This window comes from Vibrio sp. TRT 1302, assembly GCF_050113875.1.
In the GTDB taxonomy this organism is placed as follows: domain Bacteria; phylum Pseudomonadota; class Gammaproteobacteria; order Enterobacterales; family Vibrionaceae; genus Vibrio.
Window position 1 is genome coordinate 116,522 of sequence record NZ_JBNJOF010000005.1, and the last position, 25,279, is coordinate 141,800.

At 44.3% G+C, this 25,279-nt stretch carries 22 protein-coding genes; 4 read left to right on the forward strand and 18 right to left on the reverse strand.

The features are described from left to right. Positions 1 to 90 precede the first annotated feature (90 nt). From ACQEXP_RS09415 to ACQEXP_RS09430, 4 genes are all read right to left on the reverse strand, one after another. Positions 91 to 864, reverse strand: a complete 774-nt coding sequence (locus tag ACQEXP_RS09415; protein WP_426969692.1) for a TatD family hydrolase — start codon at positions 862 to 864, stop codon at positions 91 to 93. Beyond that, a complete protein-coding gene (locus ACQEXP_RS09420; protein ID WP_269376623.1) occupies positions 864 to 1,013 on the reverse strand; it encodes a DUF5363 family protein in 150 nt (49 codons plus the stop codon). The genes ACQEXP_RS09415 and ACQEXP_RS09420 overlap by 1 nt, the downstream gene beginning before the upstream one ends. A gap of 14 nt (positions 1,014 to 1,027) precedes the next feature. Further along, positions 1,028 to 1,801, reverse strand: coding sequence for a peroxide stress protein YaaA (gene yaaA / locus ACQEXP_RS09425; RefSeq protein WP_426969587.1), 774 nt, complete (start codon positions 1,799 to 1,801; stop codon positions 1,028 to 1,030). A 139-nt stretch (positions 1,802 to 1,940) separates the two neighbouring features. Beyond that, on the reverse strand, positions 1,941 to 3,371 hold the full coding sequence (locus ACQEXP_RS09430) for an alanine/glycine:cation symporter family protein (RefSeq protein ID WP_269376621.1): 1,431 nt from the start codon (positions 3,369 to 3,371) through the stop codon (positions 1,941 to 1,943). 697 nt (positions 3,372 to 4,068) lie between these two features. Here ACQEXP_RS09430 and ACQEXP_RS09435 point away from each other — a divergent pair. Beyond that, positions 4,069 to 4,251, forward strand: a complete 183-nt coding sequence (locus ACQEXP_RS09435) for a DUF3545 family protein (protein ID WP_269376620.1) — start codon at positions 4,069 to 4,071, stop codon at positions 4,249 to 4,251. A 37-nt stretch (positions 4,252 to 4,288) separates the two neighbouring features. On the opposite strand, the gene ACQEXP_RS09440 is transcribed toward ACQEXP_RS09435, so the two are convergent. The 3 genes from ACQEXP_RS09440 to nfo all read right to left on the reverse strand — a co-directional run bounded on the left by ACQEXP_RS09440 (position 4,289) and on the right by nfo (position 6,756). Next, the gene (locus ACQEXP_RS09440; RefSeq protein ID WP_269376619.1) at positions 4,289 to 4,840 is read right to left on the reverse strand and encodes a hemerythrin domain-containing protein; all 552 of its coding nucleotides are present in this window, start codon (positions 4,838 to 4,840) and stop codon (positions 4,289 to 4,291) included. A 104-nt stretch (positions 4,841 to 4,944) separates the two neighbouring features. Further along, the gene (gene ung / locus ACQEXP_RS09445) at positions 4,945 to 5,628 is read right to left on the reverse strand and encodes a uracil-DNA glycosylase (protein WP_269376618.1); all 684 of its coding nucleotides are present in this window, start codon (positions 5,626 to 5,628) and stop codon (positions 4,945 to 4,947) included. Positions 5,629 to 5,865: 237 nt separating this feature from the next. Continuing rightward, a complete protein-coding gene (gene nfo / locus ACQEXP_RS09450; RefSeq protein ID WP_426969590.1) occupies positions 5,866 to 6,756 on the reverse strand; it encodes a deoxyribonuclease IV in 891 nt (296 codons plus the stop codon). Positions 6,757 to 7,078: 322 nt separating this feature from the next. Between nfo and grcA the strand changes: the two genes are divergently transcribed. Then, positions 7,079 to 7,456 (forward strand): autonomous glycyl radical cofactor GrcA, encoded by a 378-nt coding sequence (grcA, locus tag ACQEXP_RS09455; RefSeq protein ID WP_269376616.1) that lies wholly within the window; start codon positions 7,079 to 7,081, stop codon positions 7,454 to 7,456. Positions 7,457 to 7,573: 117 nt separating this feature from the next. Further along, entirely contained in the window at positions 7,574 to 8,434 is an 861-nt protein-coding gene (locus ACQEXP_RS09460; RefSeq protein ID WP_426969592.1) for a LysR family transcriptional regulator, read from the forward strand. Here ACQEXP_RS09460 and ACQEXP_RS09465 read toward each other — a convergent pair. The 6 genes from ACQEXP_RS09465 to secA form a co-directional block, all read right to left on the reverse strand. Then, positions 8,370 to 9,149, reverse strand: coding sequence for a TSUP family transporter (locus ACQEXP_RS09465; protein ID WP_269376614.1), 780 nt, complete (start codon positions 9,147 to 9,149; stop codon positions 8,370 to 8,372). The genes ACQEXP_RS09460 and ACQEXP_RS09465 overlap by 65 nt on opposite strands. A gap of 180 nt (positions 9,150 to 9,329) precedes the next feature. Further along, a complete protein-coding gene (gene carB, locus ACQEXP_RS09470) occupies positions 9,330 to 12,563 on the reverse strand; it encodes a carbamoyl-phosphate synthase large subunit (protein ID WP_269376613.1) in 3,234 nt (1,077 codons plus the stop codon). A gap of 16 nt (positions 12,564 to 12,579) precedes the next feature. Continuing rightward, on the reverse strand, positions 12,580 to 13,719 hold the full coding sequence (gene carA / locus ACQEXP_RS09475; RefSeq protein ID WP_269376612.1) for a glutamine-hydrolyzing carbamoyl-phosphate synthase small subunit: 1,140 nt from the start codon (positions 13,717 to 13,719) through the stop codon (positions 12,580 to 12,582). A 525-nt stretch (positions 13,720 to 14,244) separates the two neighbouring features. After that, complete coding sequence (gene dapB, locus ACQEXP_RS09480; RefSeq protein ID WP_426969595.1) at positions 14,245 to 15,054, reverse strand: 4-hydroxy-tetrahydrodipicolinate reductase; 810 nt, start codon at positions 15,052 to 15,054, stop codon at positions 14,245 to 14,247. Between the two features lie 96 nt (positions 15,055 to 15,150). Then, the gene (mutT, locus tag ACQEXP_RS09485; protein WP_426969597.1) at positions 15,151 to 15,549 is read right to left on the reverse strand and encodes an 8-oxo-dGTP diphosphatase MutT; all 399 of its coding nucleotides are present in this window, start codon (positions 15,547 to 15,549) and stop codon (positions 15,151 to 15,153) included. Positions 15,550 to 15,753: 204 nt separating this feature from the next. Next, positions 15,754 to 18,480: a preprotein translocase subunit SecA gene (gene secA, locus ACQEXP_RS09490; protein ID WP_269376609.1), complete on the reverse strand. Its 2,727-nt coding sequence runs from the start codon at positions 18,478 to 18,480 to the stop codon at positions 15,754 to 15,756. Positions 18,481 to 18,799: 319 nt separating this feature from the next. Between secA and ACQEXP_RS09495 the strand changes: the two genes are divergently transcribed. After that, positions 18,800 to 19,252, forward strand: coding sequence for a DUF721 domain-containing protein (locus tag ACQEXP_RS09495; RefSeq protein ID WP_269376608.1), 453 nt, complete (start codon positions 18,800 to 18,802; stop codon positions 19,250 to 19,252). Positions 19,253 to 19,306: 54 nt separating this feature from the next. Here ACQEXP_RS09495 and lpxC read toward each other — a convergent pair whose 3' ends face one another. The 5 genes from lpxC to murC all read right to left on the reverse strand — a co-directional run bounded on the left by lpxC (position 19,307) and on the right by murC (position 25,269). Next, positions 19,307 to 20,224, reverse strand: coding sequence for a UDP-3-O-acyl-N-acetylglucosamine deacetylase (gene lpxC, locus ACQEXP_RS09500; RefSeq protein WP_269376607.1), 918 nt, complete (start codon positions 20,222 to 20,224; stop codon positions 19,307 to 19,309). A 97-nt stretch (positions 20,225 to 20,321) separates the two neighbouring features. After that, positions 20,322 to 21,557, reverse strand: a complete 1,236-nt coding sequence (ftsZ, locus tag ACQEXP_RS09505; RefSeq protein ID WP_269376606.1) for a cell division protein FtsZ — start codon at positions 21,555 to 21,557, stop codon at positions 20,322 to 20,324. A gap of 30 nt (positions 21,558 to 21,587) precedes the next feature. Next, complete coding sequence (gene ftsA, locus ACQEXP_RS09510; protein WP_269376605.1) at positions 21,588 to 22,850, reverse strand: cell division protein FtsA; 1,263 nt, start codon at positions 22,848 to 22,850, stop codon at positions 21,588 to 21,590. Next, positions 22,843 to 23,625, reverse strand: a complete 783-nt coding sequence (locus ACQEXP_RS09515) for a cell division protein FtsQ/DivIB (protein WP_331416231.1) — start codon at positions 23,623 to 23,625, stop codon at positions 22,843 to 22,845. The genes ftsA and ACQEXP_RS09515 overlap by 8 nt, the downstream gene beginning before the upstream one ends. 183 nt (positions 23,626 to 23,808) lie before the next feature. Continuing rightward, the gene (gene murC / locus ACQEXP_RS09520) at positions 23,809 to 25,269 is read right to left on the reverse strand and encodes a UDP-N-acetylmuramate--L-alanine ligase (protein ID WP_269376602.1); all 1,461 of its coding nucleotides are present in this window, start codon (positions 25,267 to 25,269) and stop codon (positions 23,809 to 23,811) included. Positions 25,270 to 25,279 lie beyond the last annotated feature (10 nt).

Genomic DNA, 25,279 nt, shown 5'->3' on the forward strand with positions numbered 1-25,279 from the left:
AATAAGATTCATCATGCGTTCACTCATTAACGTGAACGAGATCACCATTCAAGCGTTCTACACTCACCAAATGAACAATTTCTTTCGAAATTATTCACAAATGTTGAAGGCAAAATTGCTATTTTTCCAAACGATTTCAGCAATCGTTTGCTCTGGCAATCCTTTCAAGCTTGCGAGACAGGACAATATTTCACCTAACATCTTAGGATGATTGTTCTTGCCTTGGTACCCATTTAATGGCATGTCCGGAGAATCCGTTTCCAAGACGATATTTTCAACAGCCAACTGCGCAACAGCCTGCCTAGTTTTCATCGCTCTCGGATACGTAATAACCCCACCCACACCAATGTAAAAACCGCACTCGACAAATTGCATAGCTTGCTGATAGCTACCAGAAAAACCGTGCAATACACCGCCAAACTTGAACTGCTTCTGCTTAAGAATCTGTAGCAAACGGTTATGCGTTTTTCGGCTATGTAAAATGAGAGGTAGCTTAAACTCGATAGCCAGTTCGACTTGCTGAACGAAAAGCCGCTCTTGCAGTTCCATGTCGACATCAATCATGGCATCTAAACCACACTCTCCTACCGCGACACATAAATCCTGTTGCCGTTCTAATAGTAGACGCAATTCGGTAACTTGGTGCTCACTTTGCTGATTTAAAAATAAAGGGTGCATTCCAAGCGCGTAGTAGACGCCGGTGTGGTGCTCTGCGAGAGATATCACTTTTTGCCAGTTAGACATGCCTATGGAAGGCAATAAGACGCGCTCGACTTGATGCCTTCGAGCCGTTTCTAAATGGTCAGCAAAGTGTTCAGAAAAGCACTCAAAATCAAGGTGGCAGTGCGTATCAAAAAGGCGCATCATCGCTGCGCCTTTTTGGTAGTTTCTACTGAGGATTGTTCTGGTTCACTTCGGTAAGGAACACAGCTACGTTTATGCTCTGGTGTCAATCCCAATGACAAACACCACTGATCGTACTTAGCTAACCATCGTTTAAACCAGCTCAACATTTCAGCGCCTTCTATTACTGTTCTTCTCGTTTGAAAACTAACTCTGTTGGTGTTGACTCATCTTCAACAAAGTAATAGCCCGCAGTGTCAAATTTCGTTAAATCAGCCACACTAGAGATACGTTGCTCAATGATATAACGCGCCATCATGCCCCGTGCTTTTTTAGCGTAAAAACTGATCACTTTATACTGGCCGTTTTTACAATCTTTAAAGACAGGCGTGATCACCTGCGCGTCCAACAACTTAGGTTTTACTGCTTTAAAATATTCATTTGATGCTAAGTTGATAAGTACATTGTCACCTTGGGCACTAATCGCCTCATTGAGCTTATCGGTAATCACATTGCCCCAAAACTGGTACAAGTTGCTCCCTTTACCATTGGCGAGTTTGGTGCCCATCTCTAAACGGTAGGGTTGCATCAAATCTAGAGGTTTTAACAAGCCATAGAGACCCGATAGCATGCGCAGATGTTTTTGCGCGTATTCAAAGTCATCTTCACTTAGTGACTCCGCATCCAATCCCGTGTACACATCCCCTTTAAACGCGAGAATTGCTTGGCGTGCGTTGTCAGTCGTGAACTCTTCACTCCACTCTTGAAAACGGCCTACATTCAAATCAGCAATCTTATCGCTGACCTTCATTAAGCTGGCGACATCTGCAGGAGTCAGCTTGCGACAAACATCAATTAACTGTTTGGAATATTCAACTAACTCCGGCTGAGTAAACTTCTCAATCGCCAGAGGAGATTCATAATCTAACGTTTTCGCAGGAGAAACGACAATTAACATGACTTTATACTCTATCCATTTATCTGTTTTATTGAGTTTAGGGTACAAAAAAAGCCATGCGATGTCTGCATGGCTTTTTGAATCGTAGTAATAGGTTTTATTTATTACCTAACAAACGCAACAAATATGACGACTATAACTAGTCTTTGTTGCTTTTATCCCAGATACCATCTTCAAGTTGAGACTTTAGCTCAGGGAAGTCGTTTGAATCAAACGTAGGGACTTTGCCTTCATCAAGTTGACGATTGTAATCTTTAGCAAGTTTGATCACGATGCCAGACAACAGAAGAATAGCAATCAAGTTGACTATCGCCATCAAGCCCATTGAAACATCAGCAAGAGCCCACACTACTGGTAGAGAAGCGACTGCACCAAACATCACCATGCCAAGCACGATAATACGGAAGATGCCAAGACCTGCTTTATGGTTGTGCTCTAAGAAAATCAAGTTAGTTTCAGCGTAAGAGTAGTTAGCAATAATAGAGGTAAAGGCGAAGAAGAAAATCGCTACCGCAACAAAGATACTACCCCAGTCACCAACCTGAGAACTCAACGCCGTTTGAGTCAGCTCGATACCGGTAATTTCACCGTGAGGAACATATTCACCAGACATTAGGATGATGGCAACCGTAGCTGAACAGATAACGATCGTGTCCATAAATACGCCCAACATCTGTACATAACCTTGAGAGGCTGGGTGTGGCGGATATGGCGTTGCTGATGCAGCCGCGTTAGGTGCGGAACCCATACCAGCTTCATTTGAAAATAGACCGCGTTTAACACCGTTAATCATCGCCTGAGCAATGGCATAACCTAAACCACCTGCAGCCGCTTCCTGTAAGCCAAACGCGCTCTTAAAGATTAACGTCAGAACCGCAGGAAGCTTTTCGATGTTAATCACCATGACAAACATAGCGAGAAGTAGGTAAGCCAGCGCCATAACAGGAACAATCAGTTCTGCGACACGAGCGATACGCTTGATACCGCCAAAAATAACAATCGAAGATAGCAGGACAACCACAATACCAACGTAAGTATCATCCCAACCGAATGCATTGTGCATTGCATTGGCAATAGAATTGGCTTGTACCGCGTTGAAAACCAAACCAAACGCAATGATTAAGAATACCGAGAAGAGAACCCCCATCCAGCGCATACCTAGGCCTTTTTCCATGTAGTATGCTGGGCCACCGCGGTAGTTACCGTCATCATCTTTGGTTTTGTATAGCTGAGCTAGGGTACTTTCCGCAAACGAAGTTGCCATACCCAGCATTGCGATTAGCCACATCCAGAAGATAGCGCCAGGGCCACCTGCGGTCAGAGCAACGGCAACACCCGCCATGTTACCCGTGCCAACACGCGCCGCTAAACTCGTACAAAGTGCTTGGAAAGATGAGATACCTGCTTTATCAGCTTTACGGCTGTTTTTCAGTACCGAGAACATGTGACCGAAGTGGCGAAACTGGATGAAGCCCAAGCGGACTGTAAAATAAATTCCCACACCGACCAGAAGATAAACAAGAATTGAACCCCAAAGCAGGTCATTCATTAAATTAATTAAGTCTGTCATAACATCCTCATATTGAGATTTCGCTGATCTCTGCTTCCCAGCCATCCATCTAACTGCCCCACTAAGTGTCAATATTGCTTAGCGTTGATATAGTTGTTCTATGCAGTTTAGACCTGTAAAACTCGCCTCATGCTTCCATTTTACGTATCAGCGTATTTTTTGACGGGCGGATAATGCAGCGAAGAAGAACAAAAATCAATATGCAAATGGATGTATTTATTTGTTATTTTTCACTATATAGTCACCAACAATTAACACATAACAATGCATTTTCCACACAAAAACAAAACAATTACTCTAAAAAATTACAACAACCAACATATTCCGAAACATATTATTTTGATGAGCATTTCATCATTAAGATTCCTTACCACGCAAGGCGTTGAGTTAATGTAACAAGGTATAAATCACCTAGACCTATTCTGCTCATAGACACATAGCCAACTGACTCTCACCAAGATGAAGCGTTGTACAGCGAGTTAACAACCTAGCGATGGCAAATTAGCGCCAACTTGCCACCTAACCGAACAAAAAACAACCAATCACACCCTTTCAATTTGTGACTCGCTAGCACAATATCAGCAAAAACTTCATTGAAACGTAACAAATGAGAAACGAATCAAGGTTACGGTTGATTTAGATATGGTATTAAAAAATGACCCCATTTAGAGGGACAAAAATCATAACGAGGTAGCTTATGGAAGGCTTAAACTTTGAAGAAATGTACGAACAGGATTTTCCAAAAGGACGAGTTGGCCGTTCAAAACCGGTTAAGCGTAAATGGCGAGAGATCGAAGCGATAAAAGATCGTCAGCGACTACAAAGAGAGTTAATGGATATGGATATCGGCTTTGATGATTTAGAGAAAGTTGAATTATAAAAAAGAGGCGATTTCGCCTCTTTTTTACTTTTTTATATTAAATGCACTCGTGTTCGGTTTGATGAACACGTTCGGCTAACTCTTTGTACTGTTCAGCAATTGTAGTGCCAAAGACAGGATCATCTTCACAAACACTCCATTGCTGTTCTACGGCCTGCCAATCCTGCACCGTAAACTTATCAATCAGATAAGGGAATATCGACTTCTCTTCTATTTCTAGGTGCGCTTTCTGTGAGTCCAGAAAACCCTCTAGTTGCTCGATAAACATATCTTGGGGGATCACGGCGTCCTGCAACACCATATCGACAACACCAAGAAACTCATGAGTCTTCTTGGACAAGGTCTCGTGCTCTAACTCCAGATTATCGATTTGGTGGTGGTGACCATAATGCTCTGTGTAGTAGTGATACAGAATGTCTTCTTTAGGGTGGTGAACTTTTTCTGAATGGTTAGCGAGATAGTCAACTAACTCTCTTAATACACGATAATTCACCGGGCGTTCACTTTTCAACTGCGTTAACTTATGACGTAGCAGAGCAAGTAAACGAACCATATAGCCATGCTCTCGACGTATCCTTTCAATCATCATAGCGACTCTCCTTAACACCTACATTTAATAAGTGTATAAGAGAACCGCTCTTCCCGCCTTGATAATGACCAAAATTTAGACAAACATCGAACAATATGAGACGGTCAGTCCACTTGTAGCGGCAAGCGCCATTCAATAGGCGTCAATCCTTGCTGAATCAATATCTGATTTGCTTGTGAAAAATGGCGACAGCCAAAAAAGCCTCGATGAGCAGAAAGCGGAGATGGATGAGGACCTGCCAAGACAAAATGCTTAGTGCGATCAATAAATCGACCTTTTTTCTGTGCATGCGCTCCCCAGAGAAGGAATACAACACCACTTTGATGTTGATTAACGGCTTCTATAACTCTGTCTGTGAACGTTTCCCACCCTGACTTAGCGTGAGAATGTGCCTTTCCTTGCTCTACCGTTAATACCGTATTCAATAATAAAACACCTTGTTCAGCCCAGCTTTGCAAATAGCCATGGGCTGGCACGTCAAACCCTTCGATATCTTGAGCGAGTTCTTTATACATATTGACAAGTGAAGGCGGTGTTTTTACACCAGGAAGAACAGAAAAACATAATCCGTGAGCTTGATTAGGGCCATGGTAAGGATCCTGCCCCAAAATCACCACTTTCACATCGCCAAACTCAGTCGATTTAAACGCGTTGAACACATCTTTCGCTGGAGGATAAACTACTTTGCCCGATGCTCTTTCACTTTCTACAAACGCTAAAGTCTGTTTAAAGTAATCTTGCTGTTTTTCAGCTCCGATAACATCGTGCCATGTGAGTTGAGACTTCATCCTCTATTCCTTCTACCTAAAACTTGCGCTTCAATTGTCGCAAAATAAGTAGAAGGAACAAAGAGAAGATTACTGCTTCTGTGGTGTACGGTAGTGACCCTGCCCCGTAATGTGACGATTTGGCGTAGGGTAACGAACAGGACGCGCAGCAGTATAAAAAGAAGAATAAGGCATAATGAACTCTCCATTGCATTGAACACAGAACAAGCCATGAAAAATTAATGCCAACATTTTCTTTTATTCAGTTTCACTTAATGCCTGATGATGAAACTCTCTTAGTTTGGCGATTTCTTGCGACCAAATTTCCGGGTCAATGGTCTCTAGAATCAGAGGTATACCATCAAATCTTGCATCTTTAGCAATATACTCAAAGCAGTGCCAGCCTATCTCTCCAACGCCTAAAGAGTGATGGCGGTCTACTTTGCCGCCTAACGCTATTTTTGAGTCATTAATGTGCATTGCCTTTAAATAGCGCATACCGACGATAGAATCGAACTCAGCAAACGTCGCGTCACAAGCAGCAAAACTACTCAAATCGTAACCTGCCGCAAATGTATGGCAGGTATCAATACAGACCCCCACACGCGATTTATCCTCCACCTGTTCAATAATCTCTGCTAGATGTTCAAATCGCCATCCCAAGTTGGTTCCTTGACCCGCCGTATTTTCGATAACGGCAACGACATCTGGAACCGCTTGGTGTGCAAGATTAATAGACTCGGCAATACGAGATAAACACTCTTCTTCTGAAATTTTCTTTAAGTGACTCCCAGGGTGGAAGTTGAGCAATGTTAGACCAAGCTGATGACAGCGCTCCATTTCATCAATAAACGCAGCCCGAGACTTAGCGAGTTTGTCCTCTTCAGGCGCACCCAAATTAATCAGGTATGAATCATGTGGCAATATCTGCTGCGCAGAAAAACCGAGCATTTTGCAGTTTGCTTTAAAAGCCGAGATGGTTTTCTGATCCAATGGCTTGGCCACCCATTGCCTCTGATTTTTCGTAAACAGAGCAAAAGCATTCGCGCCGATTTCACGAGCTCTGAGTGGAGCTTGATCAACACCACCCGCCGCAGAGACATGAGCACCAATAAATTTCTTTCCGTTGCTATTTTTTATCATTGTCATTTAATCACTTTACACTTTCAGAATGGCTACCAATTAACAAGTATTTAGTGCACTAGGTTCAATTTTTCAGCTAATTTTGTAGTAAATTTACAACAAAATGGTCACTTAAAAATTTTTTATACATTCAAATATATTGTAACCATGTTGTTTTTAAAGATTTTATTGATTTAGAACAATAAAATAACCTTCAATTATTTAATGTTTTTAGTTGTTATTTGACATAAATCAATACTATCATAGTGGATATTAGCTATATAATACGTAGCTCAACAAAATTCGAAAGTTAACACCAATTAACCACTAAGTGGACTAGGAGATAGTAATGATCCAAGGTATTCAAATCACTAAAGCAGCAAACGACGATCTACTTAACTCAATCTGGCTACTAGACAGCGAGAAAAACGAAGCACGTTGTGTTGCAGCAAACGCAGGCTTTGAAGCAGATCAAGTTGTTGCGATCAACGAACTTGGCGAGTACGAAAGCCGCGAAGTTGCTATCGAAACAGCACCACGCATCGAAGGTGGCCAACACCTAAATGTTAACGTTCTTAAGCGTGAAACTCTTGAAGATGCTGTTGCTCACCCAGAAAAGTACCCACAATTGACTATCCGCGTTTCTGGCTACGCAGTTCGTTTTAACTCACTAACAACTGAACAGCAACGTGACGTAATCGCACGTACTTTCACTGAGTCTCTATAATCTCAGTTTTTGAATTCGAAAAGGCGCTCATTGAGCGCCTTTTTTAATGTTTGCTCTATCTAAGCCACACGAGTGTAAGATACATTAACCCTATTCTTCCGCCACAGAATTGACAAGATGCTATTAGAAGGTATCGAAACCTTACTCGTTTTAAGCAAGGCGAAAACCATGAGCCGCACGGGCAGTCTGCTCTACATTAGCCAATCGGCCGTGAGTAAACGTATTGCCAATTTAGAAAGCAAGCTCGGTAAAAAACTGATCGTGCCAGATGGACGCAATGTTCAACTCACTCAGGATGCCCTCAATCTCATCAATAGTATTGGACCCGCTTTTAACGAGCTTCAGGGACTGATCAATGATCAACAGGTCATGGCGGATCAAAGCATGTTAAAACTCGATTGCTCGGAAACGTTGGTCGCGGGCTATTTGTCGACGGTTATCGCGGACTACTTTCAAATTGATCCCTATCTGACTCTAACCACTAACCACACACCAAGGATCGTTGAGCACGTTCAATCTGGGAAGGCGCACATTGGTGTATGTGCCGGTCATCTTTCCAAACAGAACAATCTGATGCAGTTTCACTTGATTGATGAAGCCTTCTATATCGTATCGAATCAAAAGCTTGCCGCCCTACCCAATACGATCATCACCAATGATCTTAATAATCCAGCGAACAGTTACCAACTCGATATTTTAACCCGTCTTAATATCAAGCCGATCATGCAGATGGACTCCTATTCAGCCGCCGCTCAACTAGCAATACAAGGAATAGCGCCAGCTTTAGTCCCAATCTCGGTGATCAAGGCGATGAAAATTGAGCCCAAATACTGCTCTCATTTCGAACAATTGAGCTCTCTATACCGCCCGATCCATATTTGCTGTCGAACGTCGTCTTATCAAAATCCAAGGATCAGAACATTGATAACAACCATTGCTGATGCTGTTCCCAAAGCAGCTTCAGTGCCATTAGCATAGACATGGTAATCACCAGAGGGCGGATCCATTTCTGCCCTTTGGTCACCACAACCTTTGCGCCTAGTTGTGCTCCGATAAATCCTCCTATCGCCATGACTAAACCGATCTCCCAGACAGGTAAGCCTGCCAGAACAAAAAACAGTAGCGCGGCAATATTAGACGTGAAGTTAAGCACCTTGGTTCGAGCGGTCGCATCCACCAGCGAAAAATGACCCAAAGCCACAAAACAAACGGTAAAGATAGAACCAGTTCCCGGACCAAAAAATCCATCATAGAATCCCACGCCTCCGCCAACGGAAAAGGCGAACATAGCTTCAGAGATCTTTGCCTGCCCTGAATACTGCTTGGTTTTTGGGGTAAGAAGGAAGTAGAGTGAGATAGCAACCAACAAAATCGGGATTAGGCTTGTTAAGACGCCAGCGTCGATATATTGCACCGCCTCAGCACCTACGGCTGAACCGATAAACGTACATGCTATCGCCAAACGCATTTCTTTAATGCTCACTAGGCCATTACGTACGAAATACCAGCTTGCGGAGAAGCTGCCAAACGAGCTTTGTAGTTTGTTGGTTGCTAGCGCTTGCGTAGGCGGAACACCAGCGGCAAGAAGTGCAGGCAGCGTAATTAAACCTCCGCCCCCAGCCATTGCGTCAATAAAGCCAGCAGTAGTCGCTGCGATGAAAAGAATCGTCAGTATTTCGAGTGTTAGTTCCATTCTCAATCAATTGGTTATCAAATATCTGTTAATCAAAATATCATCAAGTTAACAATTCACTTAGAGAAAGATTCGACTATAACCCATTCCATATTTTCAACAATGTTGAAATAAAAAAGCCCGCTCAAATGAGCGGGCAATGAGGTTGTCATATAAGCTCTGTTGCGAGCCTACTGATTTTTATTTCGCTTCGTTCGCCGCGACTCTTGCGTGCAGCTCTTGAACTGAAGTTACCGACGTTTTCGCGTCTGCAGTGTGTGCCATACACACTGCAAAAGCGGCGTTTAGCGTCGTTGTGTAGTTGACTTTCTCTGCCAGTGCGCCACGACGTAGTACTTTAGAATCCTCAATCGCTTGACGACCAGAAGCCGTGTTGACGATATAGGTGTACTCATTGTTCTTGATACGGTCAAGAATGTGTGGACGACCTTCGTGTACCTTGTTCACTAGACGAGGGTTAATACCCGCTTCACCTAGAATTACCGCTGTACCGTGCGTTGCATCTAGTTGGTAACCAAGCTTAGTGAGTTTAGAAGCAAGGTCCACTACACGCTGCTTATCGCCTTCACGAACAGACAGTAGCGCACGACCACCTTCAGGGTAAACCGCGCCACAACCAAGTTCTGCTTTAGCGTAAGCTTCAGCAAACGTTGCGCCGACACCCATCACTTCACCAGTAGAGCGCATTTCAGGGCCTAACAGTGGGTCAACACCAGGGAATTTGTTGAATGGTAGTACAACTTCTTTCACTGAGTAGTATGGTGGGATGATCTCTTTAGTGAAGCCCTGAGACTCTAGAGATTGCCCCGCCATAACACGCGCAGCGATTTTCGCTAGTGGTGCACCTGTTGCTTTCGATACGAATGGAACAGTACGTGCAGCACGTGGGTTGACTTCAATTAGGTAAACTTCGTTGTCTTTCACTGCGAACTGAGTGTTCATTAGACCACGTACACCAAGTTCGAATGCTAGCTTCTCAACTTGCTCGCGCATCTTGTCTTGGATTTCTTGGCTTAGCGTGTAAGCAGGAAGTGAACATGCCGAGTCACCTGAGTGAACGCCCGCTTGCTCGATATGCTCCATGATACCGCCGATAACCACACGCTCACCGTCACAGATAGCATCGATATCAACTTCCGTTGCATCATCTAGGAAACGGTCAAGAAGAACTGGCGACTCGTTCGATACGCTAACCGCTTCATTGAAGTAACGACGTAGGTCTTGCTCATCGTATACGATTTCCATCGCACGACCACCAAGTACATAGGAAGGACGTACAACAAGTGGGAAGCCAATTTCTTTCGATTTCTCAACCGCTTGTTCCATAGTCGTTACGGTCGCGTTTTCTGGCTGTAACAGGCCTAAACGCTCAACGGCTGCTTGGAAACGCTCACGGTCTTCGGCACGGTCGATTGCATCTGGGCTAGTACCAATGATAGGCACACCCGCAGCTTCAAGTGCACGAGCCAGTTTAAGTGGAGTCTGACCACCGTATTGAACGATAACGCCTTTTGGCTTCTCAACACGCACGATTGAAAGTACATCTTCCAGTGTTACAGGTTCGAAGTACAGACGGTCAGACGTATCGTAATCGGTAGAAACGGTCTCAGGGTTACAGTTCACCATGATAGTTTCGTAACCATCTTCACGTAGAGCTAGTGAAGCGTGAACACAACAGTAGTCAAATTCAATACCTTGGCCGATACGGTTTGGACCACCGCCAAGAACCATGATCTTATCTCTATCTGTCGGCTGAGCTTCACATTCGTCATCGTAAGATGAGTACATGTAAGCCGTATCAGATGAAAATTCAGCCGCACACGTATCTACGCGTTTGTATACTGGGTGAATATCATACTGGTCACGTAGACGACGGATTTCGCTTTCCGATACACCTAGGATTGAAGATAGGCGAGCATCAGAGAAACCTTTGCGTTTCATCTTACGCAGAACATCTTCCGTTAGACCAGCGAAGCCACCCGCTTTAACTTGGTTTTCTAGGTTAACAAGTTCTTCAATTTGAACAAGGAACCAACGGTCAATTTGCGTTAGGTTGAATACGCCATCAACTGACATACCTGCACGGAATGCATCAGCGATGTACCAGATACGCTCGGCACCAGCTTCTTTCAGCTCATGGCGAATAGTTGTTAGTGCGTCTGGCGCATCTAGGTCAACCATCTCGTCAAAACCATTTGCACCAACCTCTAGACCACGAAGTGCTTTTTGTAGAGATTCTTGTTGGTTACGACCGATCGCCATAACCTCACCAACAGACTTCATCTGAGTTGTTAGACGGTCGTTAGCACCTGCGAATTTCTCGAAGTTAAAACGAGGAATCTTTGTAACTACGTAGTCGATAGTTGGTTCGAATGATGCTGGAGTTGCGCCACCCGTGATGTCATTTTGTAGCTCATCAAGCGTAAAACCAACAGCCAGCTTCGCTGCAATCTTCGCGATTGGGAAACCCGTTGCTTTAGAAGCTAGAGCAGAAGAGCGAGATACACGAGGGTTCATCTCGATGATAACCATGCGGCCATCTTTCGGGTTGATACCAAACTGTACGTTAGAACCACCAGTTTCAACACCAATTTCGCGCAGTACCGCTAGAGATGCGTTACGCATCAGTTGGTATTCTTTGTCTGTCAACGTTTGAGCTGGAGCAACTGTAATTGAGTCACCCGTGTGGATACCCATTGGGTCGAAGTTTTCGATAGAACATACGATGATACAGTTGTCCGCTTTATCACGCACCACTTCCATCTCGTACTCTTTCCAACCGATTAGAGATTCATCGATTAGAAGTTCGTTTGTTGGAGAAAGGTCAAGACCACGACGACAAATCTCTTCGAACTCTTCTTTGTTATACGCGATACCACCACCGGTACCACCCATAGTGAATGAAGGACGAATAATACAAGGGAAGCCAACCATATCCAGTACAGCGTAAGCTTGTTCCATTGTTTTCGCCGTATCAGCACGTGGACACTCAAGGCCGATAGACTTCATCGCTTTATCGAAACGAGAACGGTCTTCTGCTTTATCGATAGCATCAGCCGTTGCACCAATCATCTCCACACCGAACTCGGCAAGGACGCCGTGCTTCTCTAGGTCTAGTGCACAGTTAAGCGCTGTCTGACCACCCATCGTTGGAAGCACCGCATCTGGACGCTCTTTTTCGATGATCTTACGCACGACTTCCCATTGAATTGGTTCAATGTAAGTTGCATCCGCCATGTCTGGGTCAGTCATGATGGTTGCTGGGTTCGAGTTAACAAGAATTACTCGGTAACCCTCTTCACGCAGTGCTTTACATGCTTGAGCACCAGAGTAGTCAAACTCACATGCCTGACCGATAACAATCGGGCCTGCACCTAGAATTAGAATACTTTTTATGTCAGTACGTTTTGGCATTCTCTACTACTCCGAATTAAGCGCTGTGTTGTTTGATTAGTTCGATAAAGTGGTCAAATAGCGGAGCCGCGTCATGTGGACCTGGGCTTGCTTCTGGGTGACCTTGGAAGCTAAATGCTGGCTTATCCGTACGGTGGATACCTTGAAGAGAGCCATCAAATAGTGACACGTGAGTTGCACGTAAGTTCTCAGGTAGTGTTGCTTCATCCGCTGCAAAACCGTGGTTCTGAGAAGTAATCATAACAACATTGCGGTCTAGGTCTTTAACTGGGTGGTTAGCACCATGGTGACCGAACTTCATCTTCACAGTCTTCGCACCAGAAGCTAGTGCTAGGATTTGGTGGCCAAGACAGATACCAAAGACTGGCAAACCTTTTTCTAGGAATACTTTTGTCGCTTCAATTGCGTAAGTACATGGTTCTGGGTCACCTGGGCCGTTCGATAAGAATACGCCATCAGGATTCAGAGCTAAGACTTCTTCCGCTGAAGTTTCCGCAGGAACAACGGTTAGGCGGCAGCCTCGGTCAACAAGCATGCGGAGGATGTTGCGTTTCGCACCGAAGTCGTAGGCAACAACATGATATGGCAACTCGCTATCGTCTTGCGCTTCAGGAAGTCCACCCTCAAGCGTCCACGAACCCTGTTTCCATTGGTACGCTTCTTTTGTTGTAACTTCTTTCGCAAGGTCCATACCTTTTAGGCCAGGGAATTCTTTTGCTTTAGCAAGAGCTAGAGCCTCGTCTAAGTTGTTACCAGCGACGATACAACCGTTCTGTGCACCTTTTTCACGCAAAATGCGAGTCAGTTTACGCGTATCGATATCAGCAATGCCGACGATATTTTGCGATTTAAGGTAATCAGAAAGGGATTGTTCGTTACGGAAGTTAGAAGCGATAAGAGGAAGATCGCGAATCACAAGGCCTTGTGCGTGGATTGAAGAAGATTCTTCGTCTTCGGTATTAGTACCGGTATTGCCAATGTGAGGATAAGTAAGGGTGACGATCTGTTGGGAATAGGAAGGATCAGTGAGGATTTCTTGGTACCCCGTCATCGAGGTATTAAAAACAACTTCACCAACGGATATACCATCTGCTCCAATGGAAACACCGCGGAACACTGTCCCATCTTCTAGGACTAACAGTGCTGATTTACTCAAGACAACCTCCAGAATAAAAATGCAAAAATAATAAATTTAACTGCAAATTTGCCTTCCTTGGCGCAATAAAAAAGCGCAAATAGGTATTTTAGACAAATTGGCGGTATTCTAAAGACGCTTGCGGTTCGTGTCAACATAGACATGAAAATAAATTTACTATTTAAAGTAGTTAAAACAAAAAATGGTTTTAGACCCCTAAAAAAACAAGTTTAGTCGCGATTAGCAATCGTGTTTATGAAAATAGGGTGAATCTCACTAACCATAACAGATTTCAGATCACACTTTTTTAGCCATGATTTACGCAAACGTTGCACCACTAAAGTTAACCTACACTTTTAAGGGGTTAATGCCAATAAATGACAATAATCGCCAAAAACACAACTAAACTCAACTACTCACTGCACTTAAATAAAGGGTATAGCTGACCCTAACTATGGACAGATACAAAAAGCGCCGGGACAACCCAGCGCATAATTATTTAATATTGGTTTATTGATTTGATCGTATTGACCCATTCACCCCAAATTAGAGTTCATTGAGTCCAAGTACATCTGTCATTGTATAAAAACCGGCTGGTTTCTCTTTTAGCCATACCGCCGCTTTCACAGCACCGTTGGCAAACGTCATTCTATCGGTCGCCTTGTGCGTAATCTCAACACGTTCACCAATATCAGCAAACATAGCGGTATGTTCACCAATGATGTCGCCTGCACGAATGGTTGCGAAGCCGATTTCATCTTTTGTACGTTCACCCGTAATACCCTCACGTGCGTATACGGCGACGTCATTCAGCTTATTGCCCATCGCTCCAGCAATTGCTTCGCCCATACCGATAGCAGTCCCTGAAGGAGCATCGACTTTATGTCGGTGGTGCGCTTCTACAATTTCGATATCGCAGTAATCACCCATTACTTTGGCGGCTTTCTCTAGAAGTTTAAATACTAGGTTAACGCCAACCGAGTAATTTGGTGCCATCACAACAGGGATCGCTTTAGCATGCTGATCAATCATTTCACGCTCTTGATCTGAAAATCCGGTTGTCCCGATCACAATGCACTTTCCGTGTTGCTTACAAAGTTCAATATTCGCCAGCGTGCTCGCGGGTGCGGTAAAGTCAATGATCACATCAAAGTTATCGACCTCTTTTGCTAGGTCATCTGTCAGAAAAACATCGAGCTTTCCTTCACCGCATAATTCGCCAATATCCACACCTACTAATGATGATTCAGGGCGTTCTGAGCCAGCTGCCACTTGAGCTTGCTGGTTTAAGTAAGTCGCTTTAACTAGATTGCGGCCCATACGACCCGCTGCTCCTGCAATTGCAATACGTACCATTGCATTTTCTCCATTCTTCGAATAGTTGTTCTTATAGCCAATTGGATAAAACTAACAGCATTAATAGGCGATGGCTAGTCGACTATGAAGTGCAAGTTAGCAAAACTCTTTTACTACTCGCTCTAGAACCGGAACATTGGCTTCAGGGAAGGTGTAATTAACAAGTTCATCTATCGCTACCCACAAACCCTGTTGCCCCTCTTTACCGTAGGGTTCACCTTCAAATTGAGTGACTGTAATGAAATCAAATTTGAGTGACTTATCCGGATAATCAAACTCCAAGTGTTCAAAAGGTTGCTGCTCAGTAGTCGTAATACCAATTTCTTCTTCAAGCTCTCGAATCATGGCCTGCTCGATGGTTTCACCCTGTTCAACTTTACCGCCAGGAAACTCCCAGAAGCCCCCTTTATGCTTGTCATCTGGACGTTTTGTAATGAATACCTGTGATTTATCGAGGTTAAAAATAATACCCGCGACAATATGGATTCTTTTCATCTGACTTCCTAATTACTTTTTTTGCCATACCCTGCAACGGGGCAGACTGTTCTAATTACAAACATTAGATACAAAAAGAGCCGCAAAAGCGACTCTTTATATTATCAATTTTCCATAGCAGCACGCGTTAAGGACAACAAGGCAATGCGGAGTTTACGTAAGTAAATAGGCACTGCCGACACTATCCTCAACCAAGACAAAACATTAGTTTATTTGTCCGTGACACTGCTTGTATTTTTTACCGCTACCACATGGGCATGGTTCGTTACGTCCCACTTTACGTTCATCACGAACGACCGGTTGGTGACCACCTTGCGAATCATCATTATCAGACAACTGATTATCAGCAGACGCATGTTGAGCTTGCGCACGTCGAGCGGCTTCTTCAGCTTGAGCACGACGCTGAGCTTCCATACGCTCTACTTCTTCTTGCTGTTGAACACGGACCTTAGAAAGAATCGTGATCACGTCAGATTTTAGAGAATCAAGAAGACCTTCAAACAGTTCAAATGACTCACGTTTGTATTCTTGCTTAGGGTTCTTCTGTGCATAGCCACGTAAGTGGATACCTTGACGAAGATGATCCATCGCCGCTAAGTGTTCTTTCCACAATGTATCTAGCGTTTGTAGCATGACAGATTTTTCAAAGTTACGGAGCACTTGCGCACCGACCACTTCTTCTTTCTGTTTGTAAACGGCTACCGCGGTATCTAGGATCTTCTCGCGCAATGCTTCTTCGTACAGTTTGTCGTCTTCCTCAAGCCACTGTTTGATTGGGGCATCGAGGTCAAAGTCATTTTTAAGACGCTCTTGAAGACCTTCAATATCCCACATATCTTCCAGAGATTGTGGTGGGATGTACTCATCAATCGTTGCAGACAGAACGTCAACGCGGTTTTGTTCGATCATTTCGCTGATGTCTTCAACATTCATCAGTTCATCGCGAAGTTCGTAAACAACCTTACGCTGGTCATTCGCCACGTCATCGTATTCTAGCAACTGCTTACGGATATCGAAGTTGCGACCTTCCACTTTACGCTGAGCTTTCTCAATCGAACGAGACAACATCTTAGATTCAATCGCTTCACCCTCATCCATACCACTTTGGATCAGGCTTGCCATACGATCAGAGGTGAAGATACGCAGCAGTGAGTCTTCCATCGATAGGTAGAAACGAGAAGAACCTGCATCACCTTGACGACCAGAACGACCACGTAACTGGTTGTCGATACGGCGAGATTCATGACGCTCTGTACCAATAATATGTAAACCGCCCGCTTCAAGAACTTGGTCGTGAACCACTTTCCATTCAGCTTTAATTGCATCAATCTGCTCTTGTGAAGGATTTTGCAATGCCTCCACTTTCGCTTGCCAGCTACCACCCAACACGATGTCGGTACCACGACCAGCCATGTTTGTCGCGATGGTGACTGCACCAGGAATACCTGCTTCTGCAACGATCTCAGCTTCTCGTTCGTGGAACTTGGCGTTCAGAACATTGTGCTTAATTTTGGCTTTCTTCAATGCGTTAGAAAGAAGCTCAGATTTTTCAATCGAAACCGTACCCACTAGAGATGGCTGACCTTTCTCAACACGTTCTTTAATGTCTTCGATGATCGCGTTGAATTTTTCCGCTTCGGTACGATAAACCACATCTGGCATATCATTACGAATCATTGGTTTGTTGGTTGGAATAACAACCGTTTCAAGACCATAGATAGACTGGAATTCGAACGCTTCTGTATCTGCGGTACCTGTCATACCTGACAGTTTTTCGTATAAACGGAAATAGTTCTGGAAAGTGATCGATGCCAGAGTCTGGTTTTCATTCTGGATCTTCACGCCTTCTTTTGCTTCTACCGCTTGGTGTAGACCTTCTGACCAACGACGTCCTGGCATTGTACGACCAGTGTGTTCGTCAACAATAACCACTTCACCATCATCAGTAACGATGTAATCGACGTTTTTCTCAAACAGTACGTGAGCACGCAGAGCTGCGTTCACGTGATGCAGTAGACTGATATTGGTTGGAGAGTAAAGTGTGTCACCCTCTTCCATCAGTCCATTTTTGATCATTAGCTCTTCAACAAATTCTTGACCCGTTTCAGTCAAGTGAACTTGCTTAGACTTCTCATCTACAGTGTAGTGACCGTCACCGCGGTACTCTTCTGAATCTTCTTTATCTTGTTTTTGTAGCTGTGGGATCAGAGTATTAATGCGAGTGTAGAGCTCTGAGCTGTCTTCAGCAGGACCTGAAATGATCAGCGGCGTACGCGCTTCATCAATCAGAATCGAGTCCACCTCATCGACAACAGCAAAGAAGCGTTCACGCTGTACGCGGTCTTCCGCACGGAAAGCCATATTATCGCGTAAGTAGTCGAAACCAAATTCGTTGTTTGTGCCGTACAGGATATCGGCTAGGTAAGCTTGCTTCTTCTCTGGTGGCGCCATGTTAGGCACGTTCACACCAACAGTCATACCTAGGAATTCGAATAAAGGACGGTTTGTTTCTGCATCACGTTTGGCTAGATAGTCATTCACCGTTACAACGTGGACACCTTTACCAGGAAGGGCATTTAAGTAGGCAGGTAAGGTTGCTGTCAGTGTTTTACCTTCACCTGTACGCATTTCTGCGATTTGGCCTGCGTTCAGTACCATACCACCGATGAGCTGAACGTCGAAATGGCGCATGCCATAAACACGCTTAGATGCTTCACGTACCGTTGCAAAAGCTTCTGGTAGTAATTTATCTAACGTTTCACCTTGTTCTAAACGCTGACGGAACTCAACCGTTTTAGCTTTTAACTCTTCGTCAGATAGAGCTTCAAACGTTGGTTCGTAATTATTAATCTCTTTTACAATTTTTCTCAGGCGTCGCAGTGTTCTGTCATTGCGACTGCCAATTACCTTTGTCAGTAGCTTAGTTATCATTTGCTATGAATCTCTCTTTATTTAGATCGGGCCCGATCTATTTCAATGCCTTCAGTCTCTAACAGTTTTTTACTAAGAATACTGAGATAAATCACGTAACTCAGATATTGAGATGAGAACTCTAGATTTCAAGGCTTATATCACTATAAGTGGCGCATAGTTTATGAAATTTTGCCTCCGACAACCAATAACAAGGTGATTTGTTTGAAGCATTCTTTATTTTTTGACGTTATATGATGGAAGTTTATTCGTTACCTCCCCTATCTTCGTTCCAATCCTTTGACTAAAATAGGGCTGACTATGGAACTTGAGGCTCATTATGAGAGACCATCGCCCGACGTTAGGTGACGAGATCATTGCCGATTCACGACTTTCACAGCTCCAACAGCACGCGAAAGAGATCATGACGATCAACAAAGAATTAAAGGCAATTCTGCCCAGAGGCGCGGAAGATCATTGCCGGGTGGCAAACATTCGCGACAATCAACTGATCCTCGAAGTTGCCAGTGCAGGGATCAAAATGAAGATCGACTATGAGCGTTTGCATATTCTTAATCAATTACGAGCAAAAGGTTTTGCTCGCCTCATTGGTGTGACGGTGCAGATCAACCCAGATCTTTATCGAAGTCGTGAAGAGAAAAAAGAGATATCAAAGCCTCGCGACCCTATCTCTGAAACAGCCGCTCAGTACTTAGAAATGATTGCCAGCGGTGCATCACCTAAAGTTAAGGCTCGTTTGGAGAGCTTAGCGAAGCTTGCTAAGAAAGATTAGTTTTATTGCAGGCATAAAAAAGCCAGACTCTCGTCTGGCTTTTTTAGCAATTTTTTACGCTAAAACCACATTAGGTTCAGCAAAAGCGACTGGTGAGGTAGCTTCTTCTTCGAATGTTACCCACTCCCAAGCTTCTTGATCAGCTAGAACAGAGCGAAGTAGTTGGTTGTTCAGACCATGGCCTGATTTGAACGCACGGAACTCACCAATAATTGGATGACCACACATGTAAAGATCACCAATTGCATCAAGAACTTTATGCGTCACAAACTCATTTTCGAAACGAAGACCTTCTTCATTCAAGATACGGTACTCATCGAGCACGATAGCGTTATCGAAGCTACCACCTAGAACTAGGTTCTGTGATTGAAGGTATTCAATATCACGCATGAAACCAAACGTACGTGCACGAGAGATTTCTTTCACGAAGCCTTGAGAAGAGAAGTCAAACAACAAATGTTGCTCATCTGCATCAATCGCTGGGTGATTAAATTCGATTTCGAAATCCATGCGGAAACCATCGAAAGGAACAAACTCAGCCCATTTATCGCCATCTTCAAAACGTACTGGCTTCTTAATGCGGATAAAGCGTTTCGCCGCGTTTTGCTCTTCAATACCAGCCTGTTGCAATAAGAATACAAACGGGCTCGCACTGCCATCCATAATTGGAATTTCTGGCGCGTCGACTTCAACAACGATGTTGTCAATGCCCATGCCAGCAAGAGCCGCATTTAAGTGCTCTACTGTAGAGATACGTACGCCTTGATCATTCACCAGCGCTGTACATAGCATTGTATCGCGAACAGATTCTGGATCCGCAGGAAAATCAACCGGTGGATTTACATCGGTACGGCGGTAAATAATGCCTGTATTTGCAGCTGCTGGGCGAAGAGTAAGTGTGACTTTACGACCAGAGTGGAGACCCACACCAGTTGTTTTCACTATTTCTTTCAGAGTACGTTGTCTGATCATCTACTTTGCCTCAGTAAAAATGCTACAAATCACGGTCAATGGTGATATTGACCGTGCATGCTACCACAAAATTGAACAGTGTCAAATTGCGATTGTATTAGTCAGCTTGACGACGTAAGAAGGCTGGAATATCTAAGTAGCCGCTTTCTTTGTCCGCTTTCGGCGCTGCACTTTGGCTTGCACTCGAACCAGACGACGCAGATGTCGTTGGCTGAGGAGTCACCTGTGGCTTGTCTTGCAAAGTTGGTGCCGTTTTCTCTTCCACTTTATTGACGGTTACATGCTGAGATGTCACCGCTTGTGGTTGAGTCTGTGGCTGAGCAACTGGCGCAACTTTCGCCTTACCGCCCGCAACTAGCGTGATGTCAGGTTTCTTCTCGTTACCAATACCCGTAGCAACAACTGTTACACGAATTTCATCTGCCATATCAGGATCAAGTGAAGTACCGATAACAACTGTAGCGTTATCTGATGCAAAAGCTTTTACTGTATTACCTACAGTTTCAAACTCGTCTAGACGCATATCTAGACCCGCAGTGATGTTCACAAGTACACCACGTGCGCCAGCAAGATCGATATCTTCAAGCAGCGGGCTTGAAATCGCCATTTCAGCCGCTTCTTCTGCACGGTCTTCACCTTTTGCAACACCGCTACCCATCATCGCATGACCCATTTCCGACATAACTGTACGTACGTCAGCAAAGTCGACGTTAATCATGCCAGGACGAGTAATCAGCTCTGCAATACCCTGTACTGCATTCTTCAATACATCGTTAGCACTCGCAAAGGCTTCAAGTAGTGTGATACCACGACCAAGTACTTTGAGAAGCTTTTCATTAGGAATCGTGATTAATGAATCCACATGTTTAGAAAGCTCTTCAATGCCTTGTTCAGCAAACGCTAGGCGTTTCTTGCCTTCAAAGCTAAATGGCTTAGTCACTACAGCAACAGTCAAGATATTGAGCTCTCTTGCTACTTCTGCAATTACTGGGGCTGCACCTGTACCAGTACCACCACCCATACCAGCTGCGATAAATACCATATCGGCACCACTCAGCTCTTCTTTAATTCGATCACGATCTTCGAGAGCTGCGTCACGCCCGACTTGTGGGTTTGCACCTGCGCCAAGTCCTTTTGTGATATCACCACCAATCTGAATAACGCTATTCACGCTGGTTTTACGAAGTGCCTGAGCATCAGTATTAATACTAATAAACTCAACACCTTCGATGGATTCACGTACCATGTGTTCAACGGCGTTACCGCCACCGCCACCAACCCCAACGACTTTAATTACTGCATCGTCAGACATTTCCATCATCGGTTCAAACATGTGTTATCTCCGTTTTTCCTGCTGCTCAGGTTAAAACTCTTTTTGTATCCAATTACGCAAACGACCAAATAAACCCGTTACAGAGGCACGAGAGGGCTCGTTATACTCAGTATCATCATTTACTCGTGCATCTCTTGCGTAATGAAGTAAACCAACTGCCGTAGAATGATACGGCTCTTTAACGTAATCAGTTAAGCCACTCACCTCTAACGGTTTGCCGACTCTAACTTGGTTGCGGAATACACGTTCCGCACATTCTACCAAACCTTCAATCTGTGCCGCTCCTCCTGTGAGCACCACTCCTGCGGCTAGGTGATGTTTAATCCCTTCTTCGCGCAGTTTTTCTTGTACGGTATCGATAGTTTGGTTAACCAGTCCCATAAGCTCAGTATAACGAGGCTCAATCACTTCAGACAAAGTCTGTCTTTGTAAACTGCGTGATGGGCGTCCGCCTACACTTGGAACGTTAACTGTATCATCTTTACTGACTAACTCACTTAGAGCACAGCCATATTTCACTTTAATTTCTTCAGCATCACTAACTGGGGTGCCGAAGGCAAAAGCGATGTCACTTGTCACTGCATTGCCAGCGTATGAAAACACTTCGGTATGACGCAATGCGCCGCCAGTCCAAATGGATACATCCATCGTACCAGCACCGATGTCTACAACACAAACACCAAGCTCTCGTTCATCTTCAGTGATCACAGCATTACTCGCTGCTAACCCTGAATAAACCAGATGCTCAACTTTGAGTCCACAACGCTCGACTGCTTTTATGATATTTCTCGCCATATCATTGTGACAAGAGATCAGGTGCACGCTCACTTCCATGCGCACTCCTGATAAACCTAGCGGATTTTTTATCCCTTCTTGATAATCAATCGTAAATTCTTGAGGGATAACGTGCAGAATGCGCTGTTCGTCACCAATCTTAATTGATTTGGCAGTATGAATCGCACGATCCATATCTTCTTGAGAAACCTCTTCATCCGAAATGGTTCCCATGCCTTTCTCAATTCGGCTAGCAATGTGACGCCCTGAAAGGGAGATAAACACATTCGTGATATCGCATTCTGCCATCAGCTCTGCTTGATCGACCGCTCGCTGAACCGATTTAACCACCGATTCAAGGTCATTCACGCCACCTTTATCCATCCCGCGGGAAGGACTGCTGCCTGCGCCAATAATATTGATTTGACCATCAGGCAATACTTCACCCACGAGAGCCGATACGGTTGCAGTGCCTATATCAAGACCAACAATAATGCTGTCATCAGCGGTCTTAGTCATCTGTATTCTCTTGCTCTAACTCTTGTTCTGGGAACCATCCAATTGAAGCTCCCGTATCATACCTGAGGTCGATGTAGCTTACTCGCTGAGCATCGCTACCCAAATTCTGATAAAGCGACACAAAGCGCTCTATCCGTTCCTGTAGTGACTCTTTGCCTAGCTCGAGGCGAATTCCGTTATCTAGGATAATCTGCCAAGCTCGGCGTTCATTCAACACCAAGGAAGTAATCGTTAAGTTAAGTGACTGAAACTTTGGACTGATCTCTCGCCACACTCGCAACACTTCTTCGCTACTGTTTTGAGGTCCATAAAGTTTTACTCGCTCTTCATCCAATTTGGCTATGTCACCGTCAAAAACTTGCCCATCTTCATTGAGTAGTGCATTGCCATTCCAGATAGCCTCTGCATGAAACTCAGTAAGAAAGACTTTAACCGTGTCAGGCCATTGTTTACGAATTGAGGCATGTGATACCCAGGGGATAGACTCGGCCATATTTTGTAGCACGTTAATATCCTGCGACATAAACGTCCCAACATGATCAAGCTGAGCAAATGCTCGCTGCACATCAGCTGCTGAAACGTAATGTAATTCACCCTGGAGTACGATTTTAGATAGTGGAAGACGCTGGTCGTCCCACATCCAAGAGATCGTAGAGTAAAGGAGAGAGCCTATTAACAACAACACCACCAGCAAGAATGCGCCACCTAGAGCGTGTTCTTTTACTAGTGGTTTAGAGGTTAAACGACGGCCTTCATTAAAAGCACTTTTAATCAAAGTCCATAGTCCTTGCCAATTAGCTCGCTTATTTTCCCTATCTCAATTCGTATATAGAGGCAAAAGCACTTACTTTAACCTTCGGATTATACTGGCGTCATAGAAAGTATCAAACACTGAAATTAAGAAATCGCCACTTAAAACGCAATAAGTGACGCAATTAGTCAAAATTCAATGTTTAATTCAAGCTTGAGACATCTTATCGATATTTAACTCAAGAGCTTCGAGCTGTTTCGCTACCTTACCAACATCACCCGCACCTTGAGTTAGTACTAAGTCACCATCTTGTAAAACATTAGCGAGAACTGAAGGTAAAGCCTTGCTATCTGGAACAAAAATCGGATCAATCTTACCGCGACTGCGAATAGTCCTACATAAAGAGCGTCCATCGGCTCCCGAGATAGGTTTCTCTCCTGCAGAATAAACATCCAACATGATCAGAACATCAACTTGTTCGAGTACATTGGCGAAATCATCGTAAAGATCTCGTGTTCGGCTATAACGGTGAGGCTGAAAAATCATAACGAGACGTTTATCCTGCCAACCATTGCGCGCAGCTTGAATGGTCACATCAACTTCCGTTGGATGATGTCCATAATCATCGACCAGCATGGCCTGACCATTACCGGTATTGAACTCACCAAGGTGTTCAAATCGGCGTCCTGTACCTTGAGTTCCGGCCATGGCTTTTAGAATAGCTTCATCACTGATGTCATCCTCAGTAGCAACCGCGATTGCCGCAGACGCATTCAGTGCGTTGTGCCTACCAGGAATATTGAGAGTAATATCTAAATCCGGTTTGCCATGGCGAATAACGGTAAATTTGCCTTGTTGCCCTTCTTGTCGGTAATGGGTAATACGTACATCCGCATCCTCAGAGAAACCATAGGTGATCACCTGACGGCTAATGCTTGGAACCAGTTCTCGTACAACAGGATCATCAATGCATACGATCGCTTGACCGTAAAATGGAAGGTTGTGAAGAAAATCGATAAATGTCTGCTTTAGAGTCTCAAAATCACCACCATAGGTATCCATATGGTCAGCTTCGATATTGGTAACGATGCTGACCATTGGCTGAAGGTGTAGGAATGAAGCATCACTTTCATCCGCTTCTGCAATTAAAATACGGCTCGAACCCAAACGGGCGTTAGTTCCCGCACTCTTAACAAGACCGCCATTAACGAACGTTGGATCTAAGCCAGCTTCTGAGTAAATTTGTGTGACAAGTGCAGTGGTGGTGGTTTTACCATGTGTACCAGCAACCGCTATGCCGTGGCGGAAGCGCATTAGCTCAGCAAGCATTTCAGCGCGACGAACGACCGGAATACGTGCTGCGCGCGCTGCAATTATCTCTGGGTTTTCTTCATTGATGGCAGTTGAAACAACGACAACACTCGCCTCTGAAACATTTTCTTTTGCATGGCCAATAAATACTGTCGCGCCTTTCTTAATCAGACGTTCTGTCGTCACATTAGCCGCAATATCTGAACCAGAAATTTGATATCCTTCATTCAGTAATACTTCGGCAATACCGCTCATACCTGCACCACCAATACCAATGAAGTGAATGCATTTTACGCGGCGCATCTCTGGCACCATAGCTCTAATCTGAGCCAAATCTTGAGTATGTTTAACTGTCATGATTCTTTCT